We start from the raw sequence: 22,979 nt of genomic DNA on the forward strand, positions 1-22,979 counted from the left end.
AAGTTTTAGCAAGTCCTCTACCTGAGTATATTCCTGCGGCACTGCGCCAAGTAGCGAAATCATGGCGCAATAAGGCAACTGAATGGCTCAGCTGCCGGGCGTGTCGGTGTCGCGCTTGCGCTTGTTACCCATGCGCACGCCGATGTCCATCAGGAACTGGAAGAAACCTTCCTGATCTTCCAGCACATTGCTCCAGAACGGCGAGTGATACAGCGCGACAGCACCGTGCACCAACGCCCAGGCCGCGCAGTAATGGAAGTAAGGCGGTACATCTTCCAGCTTGCCTTCGCTGATCCGGCCTTTGATCAGCAGGGTCAGGCGTTCGAAGTTCGAGGCACGGATCTTGTGCAGTTCCTCGATCATCTCCGGCACCTGGTTGCCCTTGACCACTTTCTCTTCGAGGCGGTCGAACAGGCGATAGCGTTGTGGATCGCGCATGCGGAATTCGAAGTACGCCCGGGACAGGGCTTCCTTGTCCTTGTCGACATCGGCCGAATGCAGCAGTGTGTTCAAATCGCGCTCGTAGTCGAGCATCAGGCGCAGATAGATTTCCGCCTTGGACTTGAAGTGCTTGTAGATCGTGCCTTTGCCGATACCGACGGCATCAGCAATCATCTCGACGGTGACACTGTCTTCACCTTGTTCGAGGAACAGCTTGAGCGCGGTATCGAGAATTTCCTGCTCGCGGCGACGAAATTCACGGACCTTACGAGGTTCTTTATGCATAAGAAAAGGTCTGTCGGGGTCAAAATTCGAAGCCGCGTATTATGCCTAACTTGCGCCAAAATGCACGGATCATCCGACCATATCTGCGCTTTCTGGTCATTCTGCGCACGTTTACAGGGTGATGAGAACTCTTCCGAAGCGCACGTATTCCAAATTTGTTTAAAAACCCGGGCCGCCAAACTGGACGAGGCGCAATCCTGATCAATACTTGAACTGTCGGCGGGGCATCTCCCCCAAGTGTCACGCCGATATTGGTACCAACGGACCGCGTGCCATTGTTTTACTCCTAATGGTCTTAACCCGGATTCACCCCCCAGAACCCGGGTTTTTTTTGCCTGCGATTTAACCTTGTGGGAGCGAGCCTGTTCGCGAAAGCGGCTTCGAACCCTAAACTGATTTCACATGCGCCAACGGAAACAACCGCTTGAAGTTCTCAGTGGTCTGCTCGGCAAACCGCTCGTAGGGCTCACCACGCAACATTGCCAGAAATTCCGCAACTTCACGCACGTACTGCGGCAGGTTTGGCTTGCCGCGATGGGGAATCGGCGCCAGGTACGGCGAGTCGGTTTCCACCAGCAATCGGTCGGCCGGCACCTTGCTGGCCACATCACGCAACGCATCGGCATTGCGGAAAGTGACAATCCCGGACAGGGAAATGTAATAGCCCATGTCCAGTGCAGCCTTCGCCATTTCCCAGTCTTCGGTAAAGCAATGCAATACGCCTGCCTGGGGCAAGGCCGCTTCACGCAACAAGTCCAGGGTATCGGTGCGGGCCCCACGGGTGTGGATGATCACCGGCTTGCCGGTCTGCTGCGCCGCTTGCAGGTGCAGGCGAAAGGATTCCTGCTGCAACTGCGCCGCTTCCGGCTCGTAGTGGTAATCCAGGCCGGTTTCGCCGATGGCGACCACCCGCGGGTGATTGAGCTCCTGCAACAGCCAGTCCAGCGCCGGCGCGGCCCCCGGCTGCACATCCAGAGGGTGCACGCCCACCGAGCAGTCGACGTCGTCATAACGTTCGGCCAGGGCTTTGACGTCGGCCGCGTTGTCCGCGCTGACACCGATACACAGAAAGTGCCCGACCCCGCACTGTCGGGCAGCCTCCAGGGCGGCATCCAGGGAGCCGCCGTGGGCGGCTAGGTCGAGGCGATCAAGGTGACAATGGGAATCTACGAGCATAAAAGGGCTGCAACTTGTATCGAATGGGTGGGACGGGCGGATGTTCTGATACTCGGAGTCTAGGCGCGGACAGTCATCTTTGGCCAGGCAACGACGCCCATTGCACCAGCAATGCCTCCAGTAGCAAGGCCGGATTGAGGTTGGCCTTGCTCAAGACTTTCTGTCGCTGGGCGAGAATCCAGTCCTGAATATCGAGGACTTTGCCCTGGGCGCTTTTCTGCGCCAGGTATTGCACGACCTTGCGCATGTCGGCAAGGCCCAGGCCAGCTTCGTCCTGGGTCAACTGATAGCGCAGGATCAGGCTCGACCAATCGCAGAACCAATCGAACAGGCGCAACATCGGAATGTTTTTCCACTCTTCGGCCAGTTGCGTCGGCGACTGCTGTTGCTTGAGGAGTTTTTTCACCCCTTCCACCACTTGCATGCGTTGCTCACGCACGCCCTGGGCCTGAAGATTGACCGCCGCCAGTGGCGAACCGGCGGCCAGTGTGAGCAGTTCGACGCGCTCTTCTTCGGAACACTCCGGCAACGCCTGGGCCAGCCACTTCAAGCTCATGGTCTCGCCCGGCAGCGGACAGGCCTGCTGCACGCAGCGACTCTTGATGGTTGGCAATAAACGGCTCGGCTGATGGCTGACCAGCAACAACACTGTATCGCCGGACGGTTCTTCAAGGCTTTTGAGCAAGGCGTTGGCAGCGTTGATGTTCATCGACTCGGCTGGTTCGATCAGCACCACTTTGCGCCCGCCCAACTGCGCAGTCTGCACCACGAAACCGACCAGGTCGCGAACCTGATCGACCTTGATCGCCTTGTCGGCTTCTTCCGGTTCCAGGATGTAGTTATCCGGGTGGCTGCCAGCCTTGAGCAGCAGACAGGATTTGCATTCACCGCAGGCTTGCAGCGCGTTCGGGCGCTGGCACAGCAAGCTGGCCATCAGGCGCTCGGCCAGTGCCCGCTTGCCGATCCCGGCCGGGCCATGCAGCAGGTAGGCATGCGCATGCTGGGCGCGACCAGCCAGGTGCTGCCAAAGGTTTTCCTGCCACGGATAGGCCTCAGCCACGGTTCAACTCCAGCAGGCGCGGTAGCAAGGCATCCAGCGATTGCTGAACCTGTGCCAACGGTTGGGCCGCATCGACCAGCACATAACGCGTCGGATCCGCCTCGGCGCGCTTGAGGAAGGCACTGCGTACGGCATCGAAAAAGGTCCGGCCTTCGAGCTCGAAGCGATCCAGGCGACCGCGGGCACTGGCGCGGGCCAGACCGACCTCGACAGGCAGATCGAAAATCAGCGTCAGGTCCGGACGCAGTTCACCCTGAACGAAGGTTTCCAGGGTCGCGATGCGCTCCAGCGACAAGCCACGGCCGCCGCCCTGGTAGGCGTATGTCGAATCGGTAAAACGATCACACAAGACCACGGCACCGCGGGCAAGCGCCGGGCGAATCACCTCGGCCAGGTGCTGGGCACGCGCCGCGAACACCAGCAGCAACTCGGCGTCCGGGCTCATGACTTCGTCGACCGGGGCCAGCAGTACTTCACGGATGCGCTCGGCCAACGGCGTGCCACCCGGCTCGCGGGTCAGCACCACCTCGATGCCGGCGGCGCGCAAGCGCTCGGCCAGGTATTCGCGGTTGGTGCTCTTGCCGGCGCCTTCCGGGCCTTCCAGAGTAATAAACAAGCCAGTCACAGGCAGTCCTTAGTCAGAGTCATTGCGGGCTTTTCGGTGCGTTGGCATCGGGTTCCGGCATTTCAGGGGCTGGCGCAGGATCTTGCGCCGGCACTTGCGGTAGCGCCTCGGGAGCCGTGTTCGGTGAAGCGGCCGGGATCGGAGCCAACTCTTGCGAAGACTTGGCCTCCTGCGTACCGGTTTGCTCAGCCTCGGTTGGCGGCGTCTCGGGCGTGGAGGCGGGCGCCGGGCTGGAGCGGTAATCGGCACGACGCTTGAGCTGGAATTCCTTCACAGCATTGTTGTGAGCGTCCAGGTCGTCGGAGAACACGTGAGTGCCATCACCGCGCGCCACGAAGTATAGGCTGTTGCCCTCCACCGGATTGAGTGCCGCATGGATGGCTTCGCGACCGACCATCGAAATCGGCGTCGGCGGCAGGCCCGCATTCATGTAGGTGTTATAGGGCGTCGATTCCTTGAGGTGAGCCCGGGTCAGCTTGCCGCTGTAGCGGTCGCCAAGGCCGTAGATTACCGTCGGATCGGTCTGCAGCAGCATGCCCATCGCCATGCGTCGTACGAACACGCCGGCAATTTGCCCGCGCTCCTGCGGTACGCCGGTTTCCTTCTCCACCAGCGAGGCCATGATCAGCGCCTGGTAGGGTTCGGTGTACGGCGCATCCGCGGCGCGCTGCTCCCATTCCTTGGCGAGCACTTCGTCGAGGCGCTCGTAAGCGGTTTTCAGCAGCTCGATATCGGACATGCCGCGCACGTAACGATAGGTGTCAGGGAAGAAGCGCCCTTCCGGGAAAATCCCGCTGTGGCCGAGCTTGTCCATGACCTGGCTGTCGCTCAAACCGTCGAGGCTATGGTCGAGCTTCTCTTCTTTGGCCAGCGCTGCGCGGACCTGACGGAAATTCCAGCCTTCGACCAGGGTCAGGCTGTACTGAACCATTTCCCCGCGTTTCCACAGGTCGATCAGGCCTTCGACGGTCATGCCCGGCTTCATGCGGTATTCACCGCTGTGCAGGGGTTGCCTGGCGAGGTTGAAGCGCCAATATACCCGCAGCCAGAATGCGTCCTTGATGACGCCATTGGCTTCGAGTCGGTAGAAGGTGCGGGTCGGCGTGGTGCCCTTGGGCACATCCAGCAATTGCTCCTGGGCAATGTTCAGCGGCTGTACCAGCGCCGAATGAATTTTCCAGGCTGAAGCACCCAACAGCAGCCCTGCCAGAACCAGTCCGGTTTCCAGCAGCAGCAAGAATTTACGTCTCACGTATCAAGCATCCAGTAGCGCACGGGCAATGATTTGGAGTTTACGGGTGAGCGGCCCAACCGGCCAGTGAAGAGCAGCACAGGCGCGCACCGGCCAAACGCCATACACGCTGTTGCAGACAAAGACTTCGTCAGCCCATTGCAGTTGTTCGAGGGGAATGTCGGTGATTTGCGTGGGGATTCCCAGCGACCTGGCCTGGGACAATATTTCGCCACGCATCACGCCGGCCACGCCGCAGCGCTTGAGGTCAGCGGTGATGAGTGCGCCATCACGCACCAGGAACAAATTGCTGAACACGCCTTCAATCACGCGCCCGGCCTGATCGAGCATCAAGCCTTCGGCATGCTCGGTGTCCTGCCATTCGGCACGGGCGAGGACTTGTTCAAGACGGTTCAGGTGCTTGAGGCCGGCCAGTAATGGCTGTCTGGACAATCGCGTGGAGCAAGGAAACAGACGAACACCCTGCTCGCCATGCACGGCAGGGTAAGCAACGGGTGGATTGCCTTGCAGAATGCGTCGGGCCTGAGCCGAAGGATCCGGGGCGTAACCGCGCAGACCATCGCCACGAGTGAGGATGAGCTTGAGCACCCCGTCACCCAGTGCCGCGGCGTAGGCCAGCAGTTCGCTGCGGATCAACGCCTGATCGGCGGCAAGCGCCAGACGCGAACAGCCGTCCGCCAGACGCGACAGATGCCGGTCCAGCAATACGGGCTGCCCGTTGCGCACGGCGATGGTCTCGAACAGACCATCGCCATAAGCCAGGCCGCGATCCTTCAGCGACAAAGCGTCAGCCGGCTGACCGTCGACCCAGCTGTCCATCAGCCTGCGAACCGGCGGAACACCAGCGAGCCGTTGGTGCCGCCAAAACCGAAGGAATTGGAAACGACCACATCGATATCCATGTTGCGCGCCGTGTGCGGCACGAAATCAAGGTCGCAGTCTTCGTCCGGCTCATCGAGATTGATGGTCGGCGGCGCTACCTGGCTGTTGATTGCCAGCACGCTGAAGATCGCCTCGACCGCGCCCGCCGCACCCAACAGGTGACCGGTCATGGACTTGGTCGAACTGACGGCCAGCTTGTAGGCGTGCTCGCCGAACACCGACTTGATCGCATTGACTTCGGCCAGGTCGCCTGCGGGAGTCGAAGTGCCGTGGGCATTGATGTACTGCACTTGATCGCCATTGATTTTGGCATCGCGCAGCGCATTGGTGATGCAGCGCGCAGCACCGGCGCCATCGGCTGGCGGCGAAGTCATGTGGTAGGCATCGCCACTGGTGCCGAAACCGATCAGCTCGGCGTAGATGGTCGCGCCACGCGCCTTGGCGTGCTCGAGCTCTTCCAGCACCAGCGCACCGGCACCGTTGGACAGCACGAAGCCATCGCGGCCCTTGTCCCATGGACGGCTGGCGCGGGTTGGCTCGTCGTTGCGGGTCGACAGCGCGCGGGAGGCACCGAAGCCGCCCATGCCCAGGCCGCAGGCGGCCATCTCGGCACCGCCGGCAATCATCACGTCGGCTTCGTCGTACATGATGTTGCGGGCCGCCATGCCAATGCAGTGAGTACCGGTGGTACAGGCCGTGGCGATGGCGTAGTTAGGTCCCTGTGCCCCCAGATGGATCGACAGGAAACCGGAAATCATATTGATGATCGAGCCTGGCACGAAGAACGGAGAAATCCGTCGTGGGCCGGTCTCGTGCAGCGTGCGGGCGGTTTCTTCGATATTGGTCAGTCCGCCAATACCCGAGCCCATGGCCACGCCGATGCGTTCACGGTTGGCGTCGGTGACTTCCAGGCCGGAATTGCGTACCGCCTGAAAACCTGCGGCCAGACCGTATTGAATGAACAGGTCGAGCTTGCGGGCTTCCTTGACCGACAGGTATTCCTCGACATTGAAGCCCTTTACCGAGCCGCCAAAACGGGTGGAATAGGCAGAAAGGTCGGCGTGTTCGATCAGACCAATGCCACTGCGGCCAGCCAGAATGCCCTGCCAGCTGCTTGGCACATCCGTGCCCAGTGGCGACAACATACCCATACCGGTGACTACGACGCGTCTACGCGACACAGCACTCTCCTTTTTCAAATGACGACTTTGCATCAGGCCTAAAGAAAAAACCGCACGCCGTGATGGCAGTGCGGTTTTTCCATGACAGCGAGCAACGATTACAAACTATTACGCCTGGTGGCTAGTAACGTAGTCGATTGCAGCTTGTACAGTAGTGATCTTCTCGGCTTCTTCGTCAGGGATTTCGGTCTCGAATTCCTCTTCCAGAGCCATCACCAGCTCAACGGTGTCAAGGGAGTCGGCACCCAGGTCTTCTACGAAGGAAGCAGTGTTGACCACTTCTTCTTCTTTAACGCCCAGTTGCTCAGCAACGATTTTCTTGACGCGCTCTTCGATGGTGCTCATACCTTGTTTTCACTCCTAATGGACAAATTCAGGCGGCTGGCCAGTGGGTAAGTGTATAGAAAGACTTTTCAGCTTTTCAACTGAAAGCTTCACTCCTCAAACCCGGTGACCCTATGCCTATAAAATAGATTGCAGCTTTATAACGGATTTTAGACAGCTCGTATGACATTTTTTTGAAGCAATCCGTCACATTTGAATTACATGTACATCCCGCCGTTCACCGGGATTGTAGCTCCGGTAACGTAAGCCGCACCGTCCGACGCAAGAAAAGCGACCACGGACGCGATCTCTTGAGCCTGCCCCAGACGACCCAGCGGAATCTGCGTCTGCAAGGCTTCACGCTGCGCCTCGGGCAGTTCACGGGTCATATCGGTATCGATGAACCCAGGGGCCACCGAGTTTACCGTAATCGAACGCGAACCGACTTCACGCGCCAGAGCACGGCTGAAACCTTCCAGACCAGCCTTGGCGGCAGCGTAGTTTACTTGGCCTGCGTTGCCCATGGCACCCACAACCGAACCAATACTGATAATTCGGCCCCAACGGGCTTTGGTCATGCCGCGCAAAACGCCCTTGGACAGGCGGAACAGACTGTTCAGATTGGTATCGACAACGTCGTGCCACTCGTCGTCTTTCATGCGCATCATCAGGTTATCGCGGGTGATGCCGGCATTGTTGACCAGGATCGCCGGCGCACCGAACTGCTCCTGAATGCTCGCCAGAACAGCCGCCACGGACTCGTCGCTGGTGACGTTGAGTTCCAGGCCAGTGCCTTGAATACCGTTTTCCTTCAGGGTCGCGGCAATGCGCTCGGCACCCGACGCGGAGGTCGCGGTACCCACAACGATGGCGCCCTGACGACCCAGTTCCAGGGCGATGGCCTGGCCGATGCCACGGCTCGCACCGGTGACCAGTGCAACTTTACCTTGCAGACTCATGCAAGCTTCTCCTGATTCAGGCCAACGCTGCACGGGCGGCAGCGAAAGCATCTGGGGTATTGAGGTTGGATGTCGACACGCCTTCGGCGCAACGCTTGTTCAGACCCGCCAGCACTTTGCCCGGGCCGCACTCGACCAGGTTGGTCGCGCCCTTGGCTGCCAGCGCCTGTATGGATTCGACCCAGCGTACCGGCTTGTACAGCTGTTCGAGCAGATCACGCTTGAGGGTTTCCAGATCGGCCGGCACCTGGGCACTGACGTTCTGTACCACAGGAATCTGCGGTGCCTGCCAGTCGATCTCGGCGATCGATTCGGCGAAACGCTCGGCAGCCGGGCGCATCAGCTCGCAATGGGACGGCACGCTGACCGGCAACGGCATGGCGCGCTTGGCGCCACGCGCCTTGCAGCCTTCGATGGCGCGCTCGACGGCAGCCTTGGCACCGGCAATGACCACCTGGCCCGGTGAGTTGAAATTCACCGCACTGACCACTTCGCCTTGCGCCGCTTCGGCACAGGCTGCCAGTACGTCGGCATCGTCCAGGCCCAGGATGGCAGCCATACCGCCTTGTCCGGCCGGCACGGCTTCCTGCATCAGCTGGCCACGACGTTCGACGAGCTTCACTGCATCGCCCAGGCTCAGGCTGCCTGCCGCGACCAGCGCGCTGTATTCACCCAGGCTGTGCCCGGCAACGTATGCCGGGCGCGCACCACCTTCCGCCAGCCATAGACGCCACAGGGCGATCGAGGCAGTCAGAATGGCCGGCTGGGTTTTATCGGTTTGATTGAGTTGCTCTTCCGGCCCTTGCTGGGTCAGTGCCCACAGGTCGTAACCCAGTGCATCGGAAGCTTCTTTGAATGTTTCGAGAACAACCGGATGTTGCGCGCCCAGCTCGGCCAGCATGCCGAGGGACTGCGAACCCTGTCCCGGAAAGACGAATGCGAGGGAAGCAGACATGTAACAAGCCCCTAATGATCTTGTCGTCGGAGAATTGGCGTCCCGCTTGGGGGCGCAAGAAACTGACAGTTGGATGGCCCATCGAACCAACCGGTCACATTTAAGCATTGTCCGACGAAAACGCCTAAAGCAATAAATCCTCCAGACGACCGTGAATGCGCTCGGGCAGGTTTTCCTGAATTTCGATCAGTGCGCGCTGAATGGCGCTCTGAAAACCCTGCACTCCGGCAGAACCGTGGCTCTTCACCACGATCCCCTGCAATCCGAGAAAGCTCGCGCCGTTATGCCGGGCAGGTGCCAGATCGGCCTGCAGACGCCTCATCAAGGGCAGCGCCAGCGCGCCGACCACGCGAGAGGCTACGTTCTTTCTGAACAACGCCTCGATGCGCCCGGCAATCATGGTCGCCAGGCCTTCGCTGGATTTGAGCAGGATGTTGCCGACAAAACCGTCACACACCACCACATCCGCTTCGCCGCGGTACAAACCGTCGCCTTCGACGAAACCGATGTAATTGATGCCGCGAGCGGCCTGTAACAAAGTGGCGGCCAGCTTGACCTGCTGGTTGCCCTTGATGTCTTCGGTGCCGATATTCAGCAACGCCACCCGTGGACGGGTGATGCCCAGAGTCTCCGCGGCAACCGAGCCCATGACTGCAAACTGCAACAGATGCTCGGCACTGCAATCGACATTGGCGCCCAGATCGAGCAACTGGCAATAACCTTTCTGCGTCGGAATCGCCGCCACCATGGCCGGACGATCAATACCCGGCAAGGTCTTGAGCACGAACCGCGACAACGCCATCAACGCCCCGGTATTGCCGGCACTGACACAGGCCTGGACCTTGCCGTCGCGCAACAACTCCAGGGCTACACGCATCGACGAGTCAGGTTTGCCACGCAAGGCCTGGGTGGGTTTTTCGTCCATGGTAATGACTTCGCTCGCCGGGGCAATCGACAGGCGCGCGCGATCCACAGCCGAATGGCCAGCGATCAATTCTTCAAGTAGGGAGGGTTGACCGACGAGGGTCAGGTGCAGCGAGGGTGTAGCAGACAGGCAAGCAAGGCTGGCCTGAACAATGCTGCGGGGACCGAAGTCCCCGCCCATTGCGTCAATCGCGATGACTTGAGCGGACAAGTGATTACTCGTCAGCGCCCTTGTCGATCACTTTACGACCACGGTATACGCCTTCTGGCGATACGTGGTGACGCAGGTGAACTTCACCGGTGGTTTTTTCTACAGACAGGGTGCTAGCCTCGAGAGCGTCGTGCGAACGGCGCATGTCACGGGCAGAGCGGGATTTTTTGTTCTGCTGAACAGCCATAATTGATTAACTCCTAAACGTTTGGGTCACGCTTTAACTGCGCCAATACACTGAACGGGTTGGACCGCGTTACCTCGTCCTCGCTCGGTTCGGGCTCATCTGCTCCCGCCGGCTGCTGGCATTCTTCCGGATGATGAGCAGGCACAATGGGCAAGGCGAGCAGAAGCTCCTCCTCGATCAGTGACTGCAGATCCAAAGGATCTTCGCCCAGTTCCAGCACGTCATAACCTTTCGGCAACGACTGGGTATTCGCACCCTCCTTCACCACGGCGTAACTGCATTCGCTGTGGATCGGCAGGGTGACCAGCTCAAGACAACGCTGGCAAACCATTTTGACTTCAGTGTCGATAAAGCTGTGGATAACCACAGATTTACGTTCATCTCGTTCAAAAACGAATTTAGCCTGCACCGTACCGACATTGTCGGAAAGCGGGTCGCAGAGTCTCTCCAAATCGGCCAGCAGCATTTCACCTTGAAGGGTGGTGCCACGATCAGCCAATTTGCGCGGGTCAACGTGAGGTGGAATCGGGTCATTCAACATAGGCGCAGCATTATAGGGATGCACCCGCCCATGTCAAAGGAAATTCAGCCCTGTCCGTCACTTGGAAGCCTCGCTAGAATTCGCACCTGCCTTATGGAGATGCGCATGCTGCCTTTATTACTCGCTTCTGGCTCGGTCTATCGCCGGGAATTGCTGGCCCGCCTGCAGCTGCCTTTCACGTGCAGCTCGCCGGATATCGACGAAAGCCATCGCCCAGGTGAGTCCGCCATCGAGCTGGTCAAACGCCTCGCCGAAGAGAAAGCGCGCGCCCTGGCCGACAGCCATACCGCTCATCTGATAATCGGTTCCGACCAGGTCGCCGTGCTGGGAGAGCGAATTATCGGCAAGCCCCACACTTTCGAAAAAGCCCGCGAACAACTGCTGGCCGCCAGCGGCACACGCGTGACGTTCCTGACCGGCCTGGCCCTGCTCAACAGCCAGACCGGGCACTGCCAGGTCGATTGCGTGCCGTTCACCGTACACATGCGCACACTCGACGCACCCCGCATCGAACGCTACCTGCACGCCGAGCAGCCCTACGACTGCGCAGGCAGCTTCAAGGCCGAAGGGTTGGGGGTGAGCCTGTTTCAAAGCACGCAAGGCCCTGACGCCACCAGCCTCGTCGGCCTGCCACTGATTCGCTTGACCGACATGCTCCTGACCGAAGGCGTGCAAATCCCCTGAAGATCAAAAGATCGCGGCCTTCGGCAGCTCCTACGCGGGCCGGTTTCACCCATGAATCGCGGGCACACCCAAATCCTGTAGGAGCTGCCGCAGGCTGCGATCTTTTGATTCTAAAAAAAACCGGCTGATGCCGGTTTTTTTATCACAAGAGACTCAGCGCAGCGACGGACCGCTAAAACCCATCCACATCGCCAAATGCTCAGCCACGCTGGCACCGAGTTTTTTCGAGAAGCGATCGAACGGCGACTCCTGAACGGTAAAGTCCACCAGTTCTTTCTCGCCGATCACATCCCGCGCAACCGAACTGGCATTGCCCAGCCCGTCGATCAACCCCAGCGGCAACGCCTGCTCGCCGGACCAGACCAGACCGGAAAACAGCTCCGGATGCTCCTTGTCCTTCAGGCGATCGCCACGCCCTTGCTTGACGCTATTGATGAACTGCTGGTGGGTCGTATCGAGCACGCCCTGCCAGAAGGCGGTTTCTTCCGGCTTCTGTGGCTGGAACGGATCGAGGAATGACTTGTGCTCGCCAGAGGTGTAGGTGCGACGCTCGACGCCCAACTTCTCCATGGTGCCGACAAAGCCATAACCGGCTGCCGTCACACCGATGGAGCCGACCAGGCTCGCCTTGTCGGCGTAGATCTGATCCGCCGCGCTGGCGATGTAGTAGGCACCGGAAGCCCCCAGGTCGGAAATGACCGCATACAACTTGGTGTCCGGGTGCAGGCCGCGCAGGCGACGGATCTCGTCATAGACATAACCCGACTGCACCGGACTGCCGCCCGGGCTGTTGATGCGCAGGATGACGCCCTTGACCTTGTCGTCCTCGAAAGCCGCGCGCAGGCTGCCAACGATATTGTCTGCGCTGGCCGGCTCCTTGTCGGCAATCATGCCTGTCACATCGATCAGCGCCGTGTAATTGGCACTGCGGGTAGCGGCCTTTTCCATATCCATCAGCGGCGAAAACAGGGCAATTGCGCCGAACAGATACACAAAAGTCAGCAGCTTGAAGAATATCCCCCAGCGACGGGACCGGCGCTGCTCCTGCACGCCGGCCAGCAGTGTCTTCTCCAGCAACTTCCAGCTTTTGTCGTCACCGCTCTCTGCGCTCGCCTTGGCGGGCGCCTTCCATTCGTCGGTCATGCCATCCACCCCAAAAACAACCGGTTAAGCCCGCTGACTCAGCCAGGCATGCAATTCTGAAAAACGGTCGATGGCCAGTCGCGGCTCATACAACTTCAACGCATCGATCGATTGGGCGCCATAACTGACGGCCACCGAGCCCATGCCGGCGTTGCGTGCCATCTGCAGATCAAAGGACGAATCACCGACCATCAACGCCTGTTCCGGGCGAACCTCGCAATGGGCCAGGATTTGCTCGAGCATCAGCGGATGGGGCTTGCTGGCGGTCTCGTCGGCAGCGCGGGTGATATCAAAGTAATTCTCCCAGCCATGGGACTTCAACACCCGATCCAGCCCGCGACGGGCCTTGCCGGTCGCCACAGCCAGATGATAGCCCTCGGCACGAAACGCCTCGAGCGACTCGACCACACCCTCGAACAGCGGCGAAGGCACAGCCTCCGACGCAATGTAATGCTCAGCATAGTGCTCACGGAACGCGATCAGCTCGGCATCAGCGATTTCGGGGTACAGCGTGCGGATCGCTTCCGGCAAGCCCAGGCCGATGATGCCCTTGACGGCAAAATCATCGCGCAGCTCAAATCCGGAGCGCTGCGAGGCAACGTGCATTGCCTCGACAATCCGGCCAATGGAATCGGCCAGCGTGCCGTCCCAGTCGAAGATCAGCAGTTTGTAATCAGATGGGCGCACTCAATCGCTCCACGGTTTTGGCCCACATCTCGTCGACCGGCGCTTGCAGCTTCAGCTCACCACCATCGGGAAGTGGCACGGTCAGCATGTAGGCGTGCAGGAACAGACGCTTGCCGCCCAGATCGCGGATTTCCTTGCTGAAACCTTCGTCGCCATACTTGGTGTCGCCAGCGATGCAATGCCCGGCGTGCAGGGTGTGGACACGGATCTGGTGAGTCCGGCCGGTAATCGGTTTGGCCTCGATCATGGTGGCAAAGTCGCCGAAGCGGCGCAGGACCTTGAACACGGTCACGGACTCCTTCCCCTCCTCCTCGTCGACCTCGACCATGCGCTCGCCGGAACGCAGATTGCTCTTGCCCAGCGACGCACGGACTTGCTTGATCGAGCTCGCCCAGTTACCGCGGACCAGCGCCATGTAGCGCTTGTCGACGCCATCACCGCGCAACGCGGTGTGCAAATGGCGCAACATGCTGCGTTTCTTGGCGATCATCAACAGGCCGGAGGTATCACGGTCGAGACGGTGAACCAGCTCGAGCTCTTTGCAATCGGGGCGCAACTGACGAAAGGCTTCGATCACCCCGAAAGTCAGGCCGCTACCGCCATGAACCGCAATGCCCGCAGGCTTGTTGATCACGATCAGGGCCTTGTCTTCGAAGACAATCGAGGCTTCGAGTCGCTGCAGCAACCCCTGCGCCAGTGGCACCGGGTCGTCGCGCTCGGGCACACGAACCGGCGGCACGCGCACGATATCGCCCGCCTGCAACTTGTACTCGGGCTTGATCCGACCTTTGTTCACACGCACTTCGCCCTTGCGCAAAATGCGGTAAATCAAGGTCTTGGGCACGCCTTTGAGTCGGGCGAGAAGGAAATTATCAATACGTTGGCCGGCATATTCCGGCGAGACCTCAAGCAGTTGTACGCCTGGAGTCGGGGGGGTAGTCGTCGTCATGCCGCGGATGATAACAATTTTTTATGGAATTGAAGCACTTAATCATTACTGCTATAGTCGCGAACGTCGCCAAAAGCGGCCTGGACAGCGGACCAACGGTCAAAAACCGGCCCTGACCAACGCAATTCACCAGGACGCGAGGCCGTCCTACGGGGCTTTCGCTACGTAACGGTGGAGTTTGCAGGTGTAACGAGCGCAGGTGACATGAGGCCTGAATCACGCCACAAAGCAGAGTTTTCCACTCGTTTTGCGCGCCATATTCACGGCCAGTTCACAAAGTGCAGTCAGCTGCGAATGACCCCGAGCGAAGGCATCGGAAACAACGCCTAAATTAGCCATGATGCGTGACCTCCCCCTTTCGGAGCTCACGGTAAATGCCAACCCGCTGCGGATTCTGCGCGCGGCAGCACCCGAATTATCAGGGATACGTGTAGGGTGGAGATGCACAACCGCCGGACTGTGTAGCAACAGGCTTTCTCAAGACGCTTCATCTCGTCCACAGCCGCTGGTTGATTCCTCCTCCTGACTGAGTGCTTAAGTAGCCACAGCAAGCAGGACGCGTACGTCGCGATGAAGGCCCACATTGGCCGGACTTCGCTGGACACGGGAAATGGCCAACCACTCCCGACGCACCTGACACCGACCGTGAGAAGTCGTGTGTGCCGAACGCCGTTTCCGGCAGCCCGGAAACCGACGGTACTACATGAAAAGAATGCTGATTAACGCAACTCAACCCGAAGAGTTGCGTGTTGCACTGGTAGATGGCCAGCGCCTCTACGACCTGGACATCGAATCCGGTGCACGCGAGCAGAAGAAGGCCAACATCTATAAAGGCCGGATTACTCGCATCGAACCAAGCCTCGAGGCTGCCTTTGTCGATTTCGGCTCTGAGCGCCACGGCTTCCTGCCCCTCAAAGAAATCTCCCGCGAATACTTCAAGAAAGCCCCGGAAGGTCGCGTCAACATCAAGGACGTCCTGAGCGAAGGCCAGGAAGTCATCGTTCAGGTCGAAAAAGAAGAGCGTGGCAACAAGGGCGCCGCCCTGACCACCTTCATCAGCCTGGCCGGTCGTTACCTGGTGCTGATGCCGAACAACCCGCGTGCCGGCGGTATCTCCCGTCGCATCGAAGGCGAAGAGCGCAATGAACTGCGTGAAGCCCTGAACGGCCTGGTTGCACCGGCCGACATGGGCCTGATCGTGCGCACTGCCGGCCTGGGCCGCAGCAGCGAAGAAATGCAGTGGGACCTCGACTACCTGCTGCAACTCTGGACTGCCATCAAGGAAGCCTCGCTGGATCGTTCCGCGCCGTTCCTGATCTACCAGGAAAGCAACGTGATCATCCGCGCGATCCGCGACTACCTGCGCCAGGACATCGGCGAAGTGCTGATCGACAGCGTTGAAGCCCAGGACGAAGCCCTGACCTTCATCCGCCAGGTGATGCCGCAGTACGCCAGCAAGATCAAACTGTACGAAGACAGCGTTCCGCTGTTCAACCGTTTCCAGATCGAAAGCCAGATCGAAACCGCTTTCCAGCGCGTCGTCGAACTGCCTTCCGGCGGTTCCATCGTCATCGACCCGACCGAAGCCCTGGTGTCCATCGACATCAACTCGGCGCGCGCCACCAAAGGCAGCGACATCGAAGAAACCGCCCTGCAGACCAACCTTGAAGCGGCCGAAGAAATCGCCCGTCAGTTGCGCCTGCGCGACATCGGCGGCCTGATCGTCATCGACTTCATCGACATGACCCCTGCCAAGAACCAGCGCGCCGTGGAAGAGAAAGTCCGCGAATGCCTGGAAGCCGACCGCGCTCGCGTGCAAGTCGGTCGCATCTCGCGCTTCGGCCTGCTGGAAATGTCCCGTCAGCGCCTGCGTCCGTCCCTGGGCGAAAGCAGCGGCATCGTCTGCCCGCGTTGCAACGGCACCGGCATCATCCGTGACGTTGAATCGCTGTCCCTGGCGATCCTGCGCCTGATCGAAGAAGAAGCCCTGAAAGACCGTACCGCCGAAGTTCGTGCACAAGTGCCGATCCCGGTGGCTGCGTTCCTGCTCAACGAAAAACGCAACTCGATCACCAAGATCGAACTGCGCACCCGCGCCCGCATCATCATTCTGCCGAACGATCACCTCGAGACGCCGCACTTCGAAGTGCAGCGCCTGCGTGATGACAGCCCGGAAGCGGCCACCAACCAGTCCAGCTACGAAATCGCCGCTGCCGCTGCCGAAGTGGAAGAAGTCCAGCCAGCCGCTGCAACCCGCACCCTGGTTCGCCAGGAAGCGGCGGTCAAGACAGCCCCGGCCCGCGCCAATGCTCCGGTTCCGACCGAAGTTGCCGCTCTGGCCCCTGCTCCGGCTGCCGTGCCAGAGCCAAGCCTGTTCAAAGGCCTGGTTAAGTCGCTGGTGAGCCTGTTTGCCACCAAGGAAGAGCCTGTCGCGCCGGTTGTGGTTGAAAAGCCTGCTGCCGAGCGTCCGGCCCGCAACGAAGAGCGTCGCAACGGTCGCCAGCAAAGCCGCAACCGTAATGTTCGCCGCGATGAAGAGCGCAAGCCTCGCGAAGAACGTGCACCGCGTGAAGAACGCGCCCCACGTGAACCGCGTGAAGAGCGCCAACCACGCGAAGTGCGCGAACCTCGCGAGACCCGCGAAGAAACTCCGGCAGTCGCCCGCGAAGAACGCGCACCACGCGCTCCTCGCGAAGAACGTGCCCCGCGCGCTCCGCGTGAAGATCGCAAGCCACGGGGTGAGCGCGAAGAACGCGTTCGTGAACTGCGCGAGCCTCTGGATGCCGCTCCGGCTACTCCGGCTGCTCCAGCCGCCGCTGCTACCGCTGAAGAGCGTCCAGCCCGCCAGCCACGTGAAGAACGCGCGCCACGCCCTCCGCGTGAAGAGCGTCAGCCACGTGCCGAACAAGCTGCCGCAGCCGAAGCTGAAGCTGAAGAAGAACTGACCACCAACGAAGAGCAACTGCAGGAAGAAGGTCAGGAAGGCGCCGAAGGCGATCGTCCACGCCGCCGCTCCCGTGGCCAGCGTCGTCGCAGCAACCGTCGCGAGCGTCAGCGTGACGCCAACGGCAATGTGATCGAAGGTTCGGAAGAGTCCGAGTCCGGCGAAAACGCTGAAGCACCAAGCGTTGCCGATCTGGCCGCCGGCCTGGCTGTCACCGCAGCCGTTGCCAGCAGCGTGATCAGCGCTCCAGCTGAAGCGCAAGCCAATGTGCAAGCCGAACGCGCCACTGCCGCTACCCTGGAAGCAGCTCCGGTTGAAGCGCCAGTCGTTGAAGCGACCACACCGGTCGAAGTCACCGCCTCGCCGGAAATCGAAGTAGCGCCAGCGCCAGAAGCTCAGCCAGCTGTTGAAGCGGCTGCCGAGCCAGCGCCAGTGGTAGAAACTCCTGCCGTGGCTGCAGAAGCGGTTGTTGAAACCGTGACTGAAACCGTGCGTGAAGTTCGCGAAGAGCAAACCGCATTCAACTGGGTTGCCGAGCCAGCCGTCGCTGAAGCCGCTGAAACCCAAGTGGCTGAAGCCATGGTTTCCGAGCCGGTGGTTGCTGCTGCAGAACCGGCTCCAGCGCCGGTGGTTGAAGCGCCAGTCGTTGAAGCACCGGTCGTTGCCGAAGCACCTGCACCGGTAGTCGAAGCCGCTCCTGTCAGCGCCCTGACGCCAAGTGGCCGTGCGCCTAACGACCCACGTGAAGTGCGTCGTCGCAAGCGTGAAGCCGAGCGTCTGCAGAAGGAAGCTGAACTGGCTGCCGCTGCTGCTCCGGCTGAAGCGGTTGTTGCTGCCGAGCCTGCACCGGTTGCTGCTGAAGTGGTTGAGGCAGCGCCTGCCCCGGTCGCTGAAGTGGCTGCCGAGCCGGTTGAGTCGGTGATCCACGAAGCGCCGCGCTCCGTTCAGAAAACGGTAGAGCAACACGAGCAAGCCGAGGAAAAAGAACACGAGCCTAAACCTCTCGTCTGATTCCATCGGCCACTGAAAAGCCCCGCCTGGTGATCCAGGCGGGGCTTTTTTATATCAGGACTTCACGACAATCCATTGTAGGAGCGAGCCTGCTCGCGATAGCGGTGGATCAGATTGCATCTCTGCTGGATGCCAGATCGCTATCGCGAGCAAGCTCGCTCCTACAGGGGATCCAGGTAGATCTGAAGATCTATGCGGGGCTAAAGATCAATGCCTGCGGCACATCCACATCCCACACCACACCAGGATCATCCACTGTCACTTCAACTACCCGCCCTTGGGCAAACAGCGATTTGGCGCCACGATCCCCCGATAGCGCCATCAACCCCGCCGCGAAGTCCCGTCCGAACCCGACCGGATGCCCGCACTCACCGCTCTGCACAGGCACGCTGATACTGTCATCGCCAATACCCGCCACCACTTGCCCGATACTGGATGGCAGGATGAACGGCATATCCCCCAGCACCATCAGCCAGCCATCGAGTTGCTTGCAGGCAGCGACTCCCGCCGCAATGCTGTCGCCCATTCCCGTCGATTCGATCAGTACAATCTCGCAACCATAGGCCTGAGCCATGCGAATAACCTGCGGGCGGTCAGCGGTCGTCACCAGCACGCGCTTGTCCAGCGTCGCCGGAAGGTTGACCAACGTATGCTCGATGACGGACCGCACCACACCGTCACGCCCGGTGCAATCGGCCAGCAATTTATCCTTTTCGGCGCCCGCCACCTGACGAAAGCGGCTGCCCTGCCCCGCCGCCAGCACGACGACGCCAATGGACTCGCTCATACCCTCTCCTGCAAGACTTTCTTCTGCTTCAGTTCGACGCCGTTTTTGACCGCCACGATTTCCGCCATGAGCGACAAGGCAATTTCCGCTGGATTATGACTGCCAATGTGCAAACCGATCGGACCATGCAAGCGGTCAATCGCCGGTTGCGACAAACCCAGTTGAGCCAGGTTTTCCCGGCGCTTCTGGCTGTTGACCCGCGACCCCAGCGCCCCGACGTAAAAAGCCCTGGAATCCAGGGCCGTGAGCAGCGCCATGTCGTCCAGACGCGGATCATGGGTCAAGGCCACGATGGCCGTGCGTTCATCGGTCGCGATATTCAACACCGCCTCATCCGGCATGCCCGAAACGAATCGTCCGTGCTGCTCCTCCCAGCCGTAGACGAACTCGCTACGCGGATCGCAAATCAGCACCTCGAAATCCAGCAGGCGGGCCATTTCAGCGACATAGCGCGATAGCTGCCCCGCGCCGATCAGCAGCAAGCGCCAGCGCGGGCCATAGATCGCACGCAAGGTCTGTCCATCGAACGTCAACACGTCAGCTTTATTGGCCGGCTGCAAAAGCACTTCGCCGGTGGCCAGGTTCAGTTCACGGGCAACGATTTCATGGGCCTCGCAACGGGCGAGCAATTGCTCGACCCAAGCCCCATCGTCGATACGCTCCTCGGTCAAGCGCAAGGTGCCACCGCAGGGTAAGCCGAAACGTGCGGCTTCCTCGCGGGTCACGCCGTAGGTGATCAATTGCACCGGCGGCCCGTCAAGCGCAAGGCGTCCGTCGTGCAGCCGGGCGATCAAGTCATCTTCGACACACCCGCCCGAGACCGAACCAATCACCATGCCGTCTTCACGCAAGGCCAGCATGGCGCCGGGTGCCCGGGGCGCAGTGCCCCAGGTTTCGACCACGCTGTACAACACCACCCGCTGACCGGCGCGATGCCATTGCAACACACTGCGCAGGACGTTCAGATCGGCGCTGTCCATCAGGCGCCAGCCTTCTGCCAGCCCGACAGCTGATAACGAACCGGCAGGTTGCGGATGCGTTTGCCGGTGGCCGCAAAGATCGCATTGCACAGTGCCGGTGCAATCGGTGGCACGCCCGGCTCACCCACACCGCCCAATGGCACGTTGCCCGGCGGCGTCACCAGATGCACGGCCACCTCTTTTGGTGCCAGGGACATGCGCGCCACTTCGTACATGTGGAAGTTATCCTGCTGGACCTTGCCGTCCTTGAAGCTGATTTCCCCCAGCACCGCATTCCCCAGGCCCATGACGCAGGCACCTTCGAACTGCGCGCGAATGCGCTCGGGATTGATCTGTGGTCCGCAATCGACGGCGATGTCGGCCTTGTGCACCACCAACGTGCCGTCGTCTTTGACCTCCACTTCGATCACCGCCGCCACATACGTCACGAAGCTGTAATGCACCGCCAGTCCCAGACCGCGGCCCTTGGGCAACTCGCGCCCCCAACCGGCGGCCTTGGCGGCGGTCTCCAGTACCGTGCGCAGGCGCGCGGTGTCGATCGGATAACGCTCGGGGGATTCGCCGTAGTTCCACTCGTCACTCAAGGTTCGCGGATCGATCTGACGGTCCGGACCGAGCAATCTGATCTGGTACTTCAGCGGATCCTCCCCGGCCTTGTGCGCCAGCTCATCGATAAAACTCTGGATCGCGAAACCATGGGGAATGTTCGACACCGAGCGATACCAGCCGACGCGGGTGTGCACCGTTGCTTCGGGGTTCTCCAGGCGAATGTTGGGGATCGCATACGCCATGTTGGTGAATCCCATGCCCAGTTCGAACGCTGCCTCATGGTTCATGCCCGGTGCAAACAACGCGGTGATGCTCGGGGCCACCGTGCGGTGCAACCAGCCGGATGGCAGGCCATCCTTGTTCAGGCTGGCCTTGAGGTATTCGGCCGATACGGTGTGGAAGTAAGAACAATGAATGTCGTCTTCGCGGGTCCATTGCACCCGCACCGCTTTACCGGGGAATTCCTTGGCGAGGATGGCGGCTTCGATGATGAAGTCAGGCTTGGACTTGCGCCCGAACCCGCCCCCGAGCAAGGTCACGTTGAACGTGACATTGTCGAACGGCAGGCCCAGGCGTTCACCGATCCGTTCCCGGGTGACCTGCGGCGCCTGGCTTGGCCCCCAGGCTTCGCAGGCACCGTCCGTGAACCGCGCAATGGCGACCATCGGTTCCATCGGCGACTGTGACAAATGCGGCAAGTAGTAGGAGGCTTCCAGGGTGCTGTCGGCGCTGGCCATGGCCTTGTCGATGTTGCCGGTATTGCGCACCACCTTGCCGGGCTTGAGCGAGGCTGCTTCAAGTTCCTTGCGATAGGCGATCGAGTCGTAGCTGGCATTGGGGCCGTCGTCCCACTCGATTATCAGCGCCTCGCGGCCCTTGATCGCCGCCCAGGTATTGCTCGCCACCACGGCGATACCGCCCAAGGGCTGGAACTCCGAAGGCAACGGACGGCTTTCGATCTGCACCACCTTGACCACGCCGGGGACTTTCATCGCCGCGCTGCCATCGAAGCTTTTGACCTTGCCGCCATACACCGTGGGCCGCGCAATGGTCGCATACAGCATGCCGTCGAAATGCACGTCGGCGCCGTACACCGCCCGGCCATTGACGATGTCCTCCCCATCGATGGCCTTGGTGCCTTCCTTGCCGATGTAACGGAACTCAGCCGGCTGCTTGAGCTTCAGGCTGTCGCGGGCCGGAACCGGCAAGGCGCCTGCGGCGGAGGCCAGGGCGCCATATCCGAGCTCGCGACCAGAAGGCTCATGGACGACCTTGTGCAGTTGCGCATGGCATTCACCGACCGGCACTTTCCATTGTGCGGCGGCGGCCTGTTCGAGCATGGTCCGTGCGGCGGCACCGCAGCGACGCATCGGCTCGTACCAGTGACGCATGCTGCGCGAGCCGTCGGTGTCCTGGTTGCCGAAGCGCACTTCATCGCCGGGGGCCTGCTGCACCTTGACCATCGCCCAGTCGGCTTCCAGTTCATCGGCCACCACCATGGTCAAGCTGGTGCGCACGCCCTGGCCCATCTCCGAGCGGTTGCAGATCACGGTCACCGTGCCATCGGCGGCGATGCTGACATACACCTTAGGGTCATCGACCCAGCCATGGGGCATGCCGTCGGCGCCGAATTTTTTCTCTTTCTCTTCGGCAAACGCGTCCTGCCAGCCCCAACTCGCGGCGACGACCAATGCACCGGCTGCGCTGACACCTTTGATAAAACCACGCCGACTGAGATTGCTCAGGGCGAAATCATTCGGTAACCGGCTCATGCCTTGGCCTCCTTCAGGTGAGTGGAGGCCTGGCGGATCGCGGTCTTGATGCGGTTGTAGGTGCCGCAGCGACAGATGTTGCCGACCATGGCTTCTTCGATCTGCTCATCGCTGGGGTTCGGATTGGTCTTGAGCAGCGCCGTCGCCGACATGATTTGCCCACCCTGGCAGAAGCCGCATTGGGCGACTGCCGTGTCGAGCCAGGCTTGCTGCACGACTTTGCCGATCGGATCGGCGTGCAGGTTGTCGATGGTGCTGACATTCTGTCCGGTGACTGAACCGATGGGCGTGATGCAACTGCGGGCCGGAGCCCCTTCGATATGAATGGTGCAGGCCCCGCACAGGCCCATGCCGCAGCCGAACTTGGTGCCGTTGTAACCGGCCACGTCGCGGATCGCCCAGAGCAGCGGCATGTCCTCGGTGACGTCGAGTTGATGGTCTTGACCATTGAGCTTCAGGGTAATCATGGG

General features: G+C 60.6%; 22 protein-coding genes. 2 read left to right on the plus strand and 20 right to left on the minus strand.

Annotated elements, in window-relative coordinates; all coding sequences use genetic code 11:
• Positions 1-87: 87 nt before the first annotated feature.
• The 13 genes from AC1DKH_RS11490 to AC1DKH_RS11550 all read right to left on the minus strand — a co-directional run bounded on the left by AC1DKH_RS11490 (position 88) and on the right by AC1DKH_RS11550 (position 11,003).
• Positions 88-726, minus strand: coding sequence for a TetR/AcrR family transcriptional regulator (locus tag AC1DKH_RS11490; RefSeq protein ID WP_108215361.1), 639 nt, complete (start codon positions 724-726; stop codon positions 88-90).
• Between the two features lie 387 nt (positions 727-1,113).
• On the minus strand, positions 1,114-1,902 hold the full coding sequence (locus AC1DKH_RS11495) for a TatD family hydrolase (RefSeq protein WP_477798212.1): 789 nt from the start codon (positions 1,900-1,902) through the stop codon (positions 1,114-1,116).
• A 73-nt stretch (positions 1,903-1,975) separates the two neighbouring features.
• Complete coding sequence (locus tag AC1DKH_RS11500; protein ID WP_477759906.1) at positions 1,976-2,962, minus strand: DNA polymerase III subunit delta'; 987 nt, start codon at positions 2,960-2,962, stop codon at positions 1,976-1,978.
• On the minus strand, positions 2,955-3,587 hold the full coding sequence (gene tmk / locus AC1DKH_RS11505) for a dTMP kinase (RefSeq protein WP_477798213.1): 633 nt from the start codon (positions 3,585-3,587) through the stop codon (positions 2,955-2,957). Before tmk ends, AC1DKH_RS11500 begins: the two co-directional genes overlap by 8 nt.
• Before the next feature lie 19 nt (positions 3,588-3,606).
• Entirely contained in the window at positions 3,607-4,839 is a 1,233-nt protein-coding gene (gene mltG / locus AC1DKH_RS11510) for an endolytic transglycosylase MltG (protein WP_477765387.1), read from the minus strand.
• Between the two features lie 3 nt (positions 4,840-4,842).
• Positions 4,843-5,658, minus strand: coding sequence for an aminodeoxychorismate lyase (gene pabC, locus AC1DKH_RS11515; RefSeq protein ID WP_477754366.1), 816 nt, complete (start codon positions 5,656-5,658; stop codon positions 4,843-4,845).
• On the minus strand, positions 5,658-6,902 hold the full coding sequence (gene fabF / locus AC1DKH_RS11520; protein ID WP_477759907.1) for a beta-ketoacyl-ACP synthase II: 1,245 nt from the start codon (positions 6,900-6,902) through the stop codon (positions 5,658-5,660). Before fabF ends, pabC begins: the two co-directional genes overlap by 1 nt.
• Before the next feature lie 108 nt (positions 6,903-7,010).
• A complete protein-coding gene (gene acpP, locus AC1DKH_RS11525) occupies positions 7,011-7,247 on the minus strand; it encodes an acyl carrier protein (RefSeq protein ID WP_003175607.1) in 237 nt (78 codons plus the stop codon).
• A 197-nt stretch (positions 7,248-7,444) separates the two neighbouring features.
• Positions 7,445-8,185, minus strand: coding sequence for a 3-oxoacyl-ACP reductase FabG (gene fabG, locus AC1DKH_RS11530; RefSeq protein WP_007997043.1), 741 nt, complete (start codon positions 8,183-8,185; stop codon positions 7,445-7,447).
• Positions 8,186-8,201: 16 nt separating this feature from the next.
• Positions 8,202-9,140: an ACP S-malonyltransferase gene (fabD, locus tag AC1DKH_RS11535; RefSeq protein WP_477754364.1), complete on the minus strand. Its 939-nt coding sequence runs from the start codon at positions 9,138-9,140 to the stop codon at positions 8,202-8,204.
• Positions 9,141-9,264: 124 nt separating this feature from the next.
• Positions 9,265-10,275 (minus strand): phosphate acyltransferase PlsX, encoded by a 1,011-nt coding sequence (gene plsX, locus AC1DKH_RS11540; RefSeq protein ID WP_477754363.1) that lies wholly within the window; start codon positions 10,273-10,275, stop codon positions 9,265-9,267.
• A 4-nt stretch (positions 10,276-10,279) separates the two neighbouring features.
• Positions 10,280-10,462, minus strand: a complete 183-nt coding sequence (rpmF, locus tag AC1DKH_RS11545; RefSeq protein ID WP_003179396.1) for a 50S ribosomal protein L32 — start codon at positions 10,460-10,462, stop codon at positions 10,280-10,282.
• Positions 10,463-10,475: 13 nt separating this feature from the next.
• A complete protein-coding gene (locus AC1DKH_RS11550) occupies positions 10,476-11,003 on the minus strand; it encodes a YceD family protein (protein ID WP_007942001.1) in 528 nt (175 codons plus the stop codon).
• Between the two features lie 105 nt (positions 11,004-11,108).
• Here AC1DKH_RS11550 and AC1DKH_RS11555 point away from each other — a divergent pair, with 105 nt between their 5' ends.
• The gene (locus AC1DKH_RS11555; protein ID WP_477754362.1) at positions 11,109-11,687 is read left to right on the plus strand and encodes a Maf family protein; all 579 of its coding nucleotides are present in this window, start codon (positions 11,109-11,111) and stop codon (positions 11,685-11,687) included.
• A 153-nt stretch (positions 11,688-11,840) separates the two neighbouring features.
• On the opposite strand, the gene AC1DKH_RS11560 is transcribed toward AC1DKH_RS11555, so the two are convergent.
• The 3 genes from AC1DKH_RS11560 to rluC are packed head-to-tail and all read right to left on the minus strand — an operon-like array spanning position 11,841 to position 14,466.
• Complete coding sequence (locus AC1DKH_RS11560; protein WP_477798214.1) at positions 11,841-12,830, minus strand: S49 family peptidase; 990 nt, start codon at positions 12,828-12,830, stop codon at positions 11,841-11,843.
• A gap of 24 nt (positions 12,831-12,854) precedes the next feature.
• The gene (locus AC1DKH_RS11565) at positions 12,855-13,517 is read right to left on the minus strand and encodes an HAD-IA family hydrolase (RefSeq protein WP_477754360.1); all 663 of its coding nucleotides are present in this window, start codon (positions 13,515-13,517) and stop codon (positions 12,855-12,857) included.
• Complete coding sequence (gene rluC / locus AC1DKH_RS11570; RefSeq protein WP_477798215.1) at positions 13,504-14,466, minus strand: 23S rRNA pseudouridine(955/2504/2580) synthase RluC; 963 nt, start codon at positions 14,464-14,466, stop codon at positions 13,504-13,506. Before rluC ends, AC1DKH_RS11565 begins: the two co-directional genes overlap by 14 nt.
• A 703-nt stretch (positions 14,467-15,169) precedes the next feature.
• On the opposite strand from rluC, the gene rne reads away from it, so the two are divergent.
• Positions 15,170-18,421 (plus strand): ribonuclease E, encoded by a 3,252-nt coding sequence (rne, locus tag AC1DKH_RS11575; protein ID WP_477798216.1) that lies wholly within the window; start codon positions 15,170-15,172, stop codon positions 18,419-18,421.
• Positions 18,422-18,611: 190 nt separating this feature from the next.
• Here the strand turns inward: rne and AC1DKH_RS11580 are convergent, their stop codons facing one another.
• Genes AC1DKH_RS11580 through AC1DKH_RS11595 form a run of 4 tightly spaced genes read right to left on the minus strand, consistent with a single transcriptional unit; the run spans position 18,612 to position 22,976 of the window.
• Positions 18,612-19,208 carry a nucleotidyltransferase family protein gene (locus AC1DKH_RS11580; protein WP_477798217.1) on the minus strand — a complete coding sequence of 199 codons (597 nt, stop codon included), beginning with the start codon at positions 19,206-19,208 and terminating at the stop codon, positions 18,612-18,614.
• Positions 19,205-20,188 carry an XdhC family protein gene (locus AC1DKH_RS11585; RefSeq protein ID WP_477754356.1) on the minus strand — a complete coding sequence of 328 codons (984 nt, stop codon included), beginning with the start codon at positions 20,186-20,188 and terminating at the stop codon, positions 19,205-19,207. The genes AC1DKH_RS11580 and AC1DKH_RS11585 overlap by 4 nt, the downstream gene beginning before the upstream one ends.
• Positions 20,188-22,509, minus strand: a complete 2,322-nt coding sequence (locus AC1DKH_RS11590; protein ID WP_477765394.1) for a xanthine dehydrogenase family protein molybdopterin-binding subunit — start codon at positions 22,507-22,509, stop codon at positions 20,188-20,190. Before AC1DKH_RS11590 ends, AC1DKH_RS11585 begins: the two co-directional genes overlap by 1 nt.
• The gene (locus AC1DKH_RS11595) at positions 22,506-22,976 is read right to left on the minus strand and encodes a (2Fe-2S)-binding protein (RefSeq protein WP_477754354.1); all 471 of its coding nucleotides are present in this window, start codon (positions 22,974-22,976) and stop codon (positions 22,506-22,508) included. The genes AC1DKH_RS11590 and AC1DKH_RS11595 overlap by 4 nt, the downstream gene beginning before the upstream one ends.
• Positions 22,977-22,979 lie beyond the last annotated feature (3 nt).

It is taken from the genome of Pseudomonas sp. 05L36, assembly GCF_056398125.1.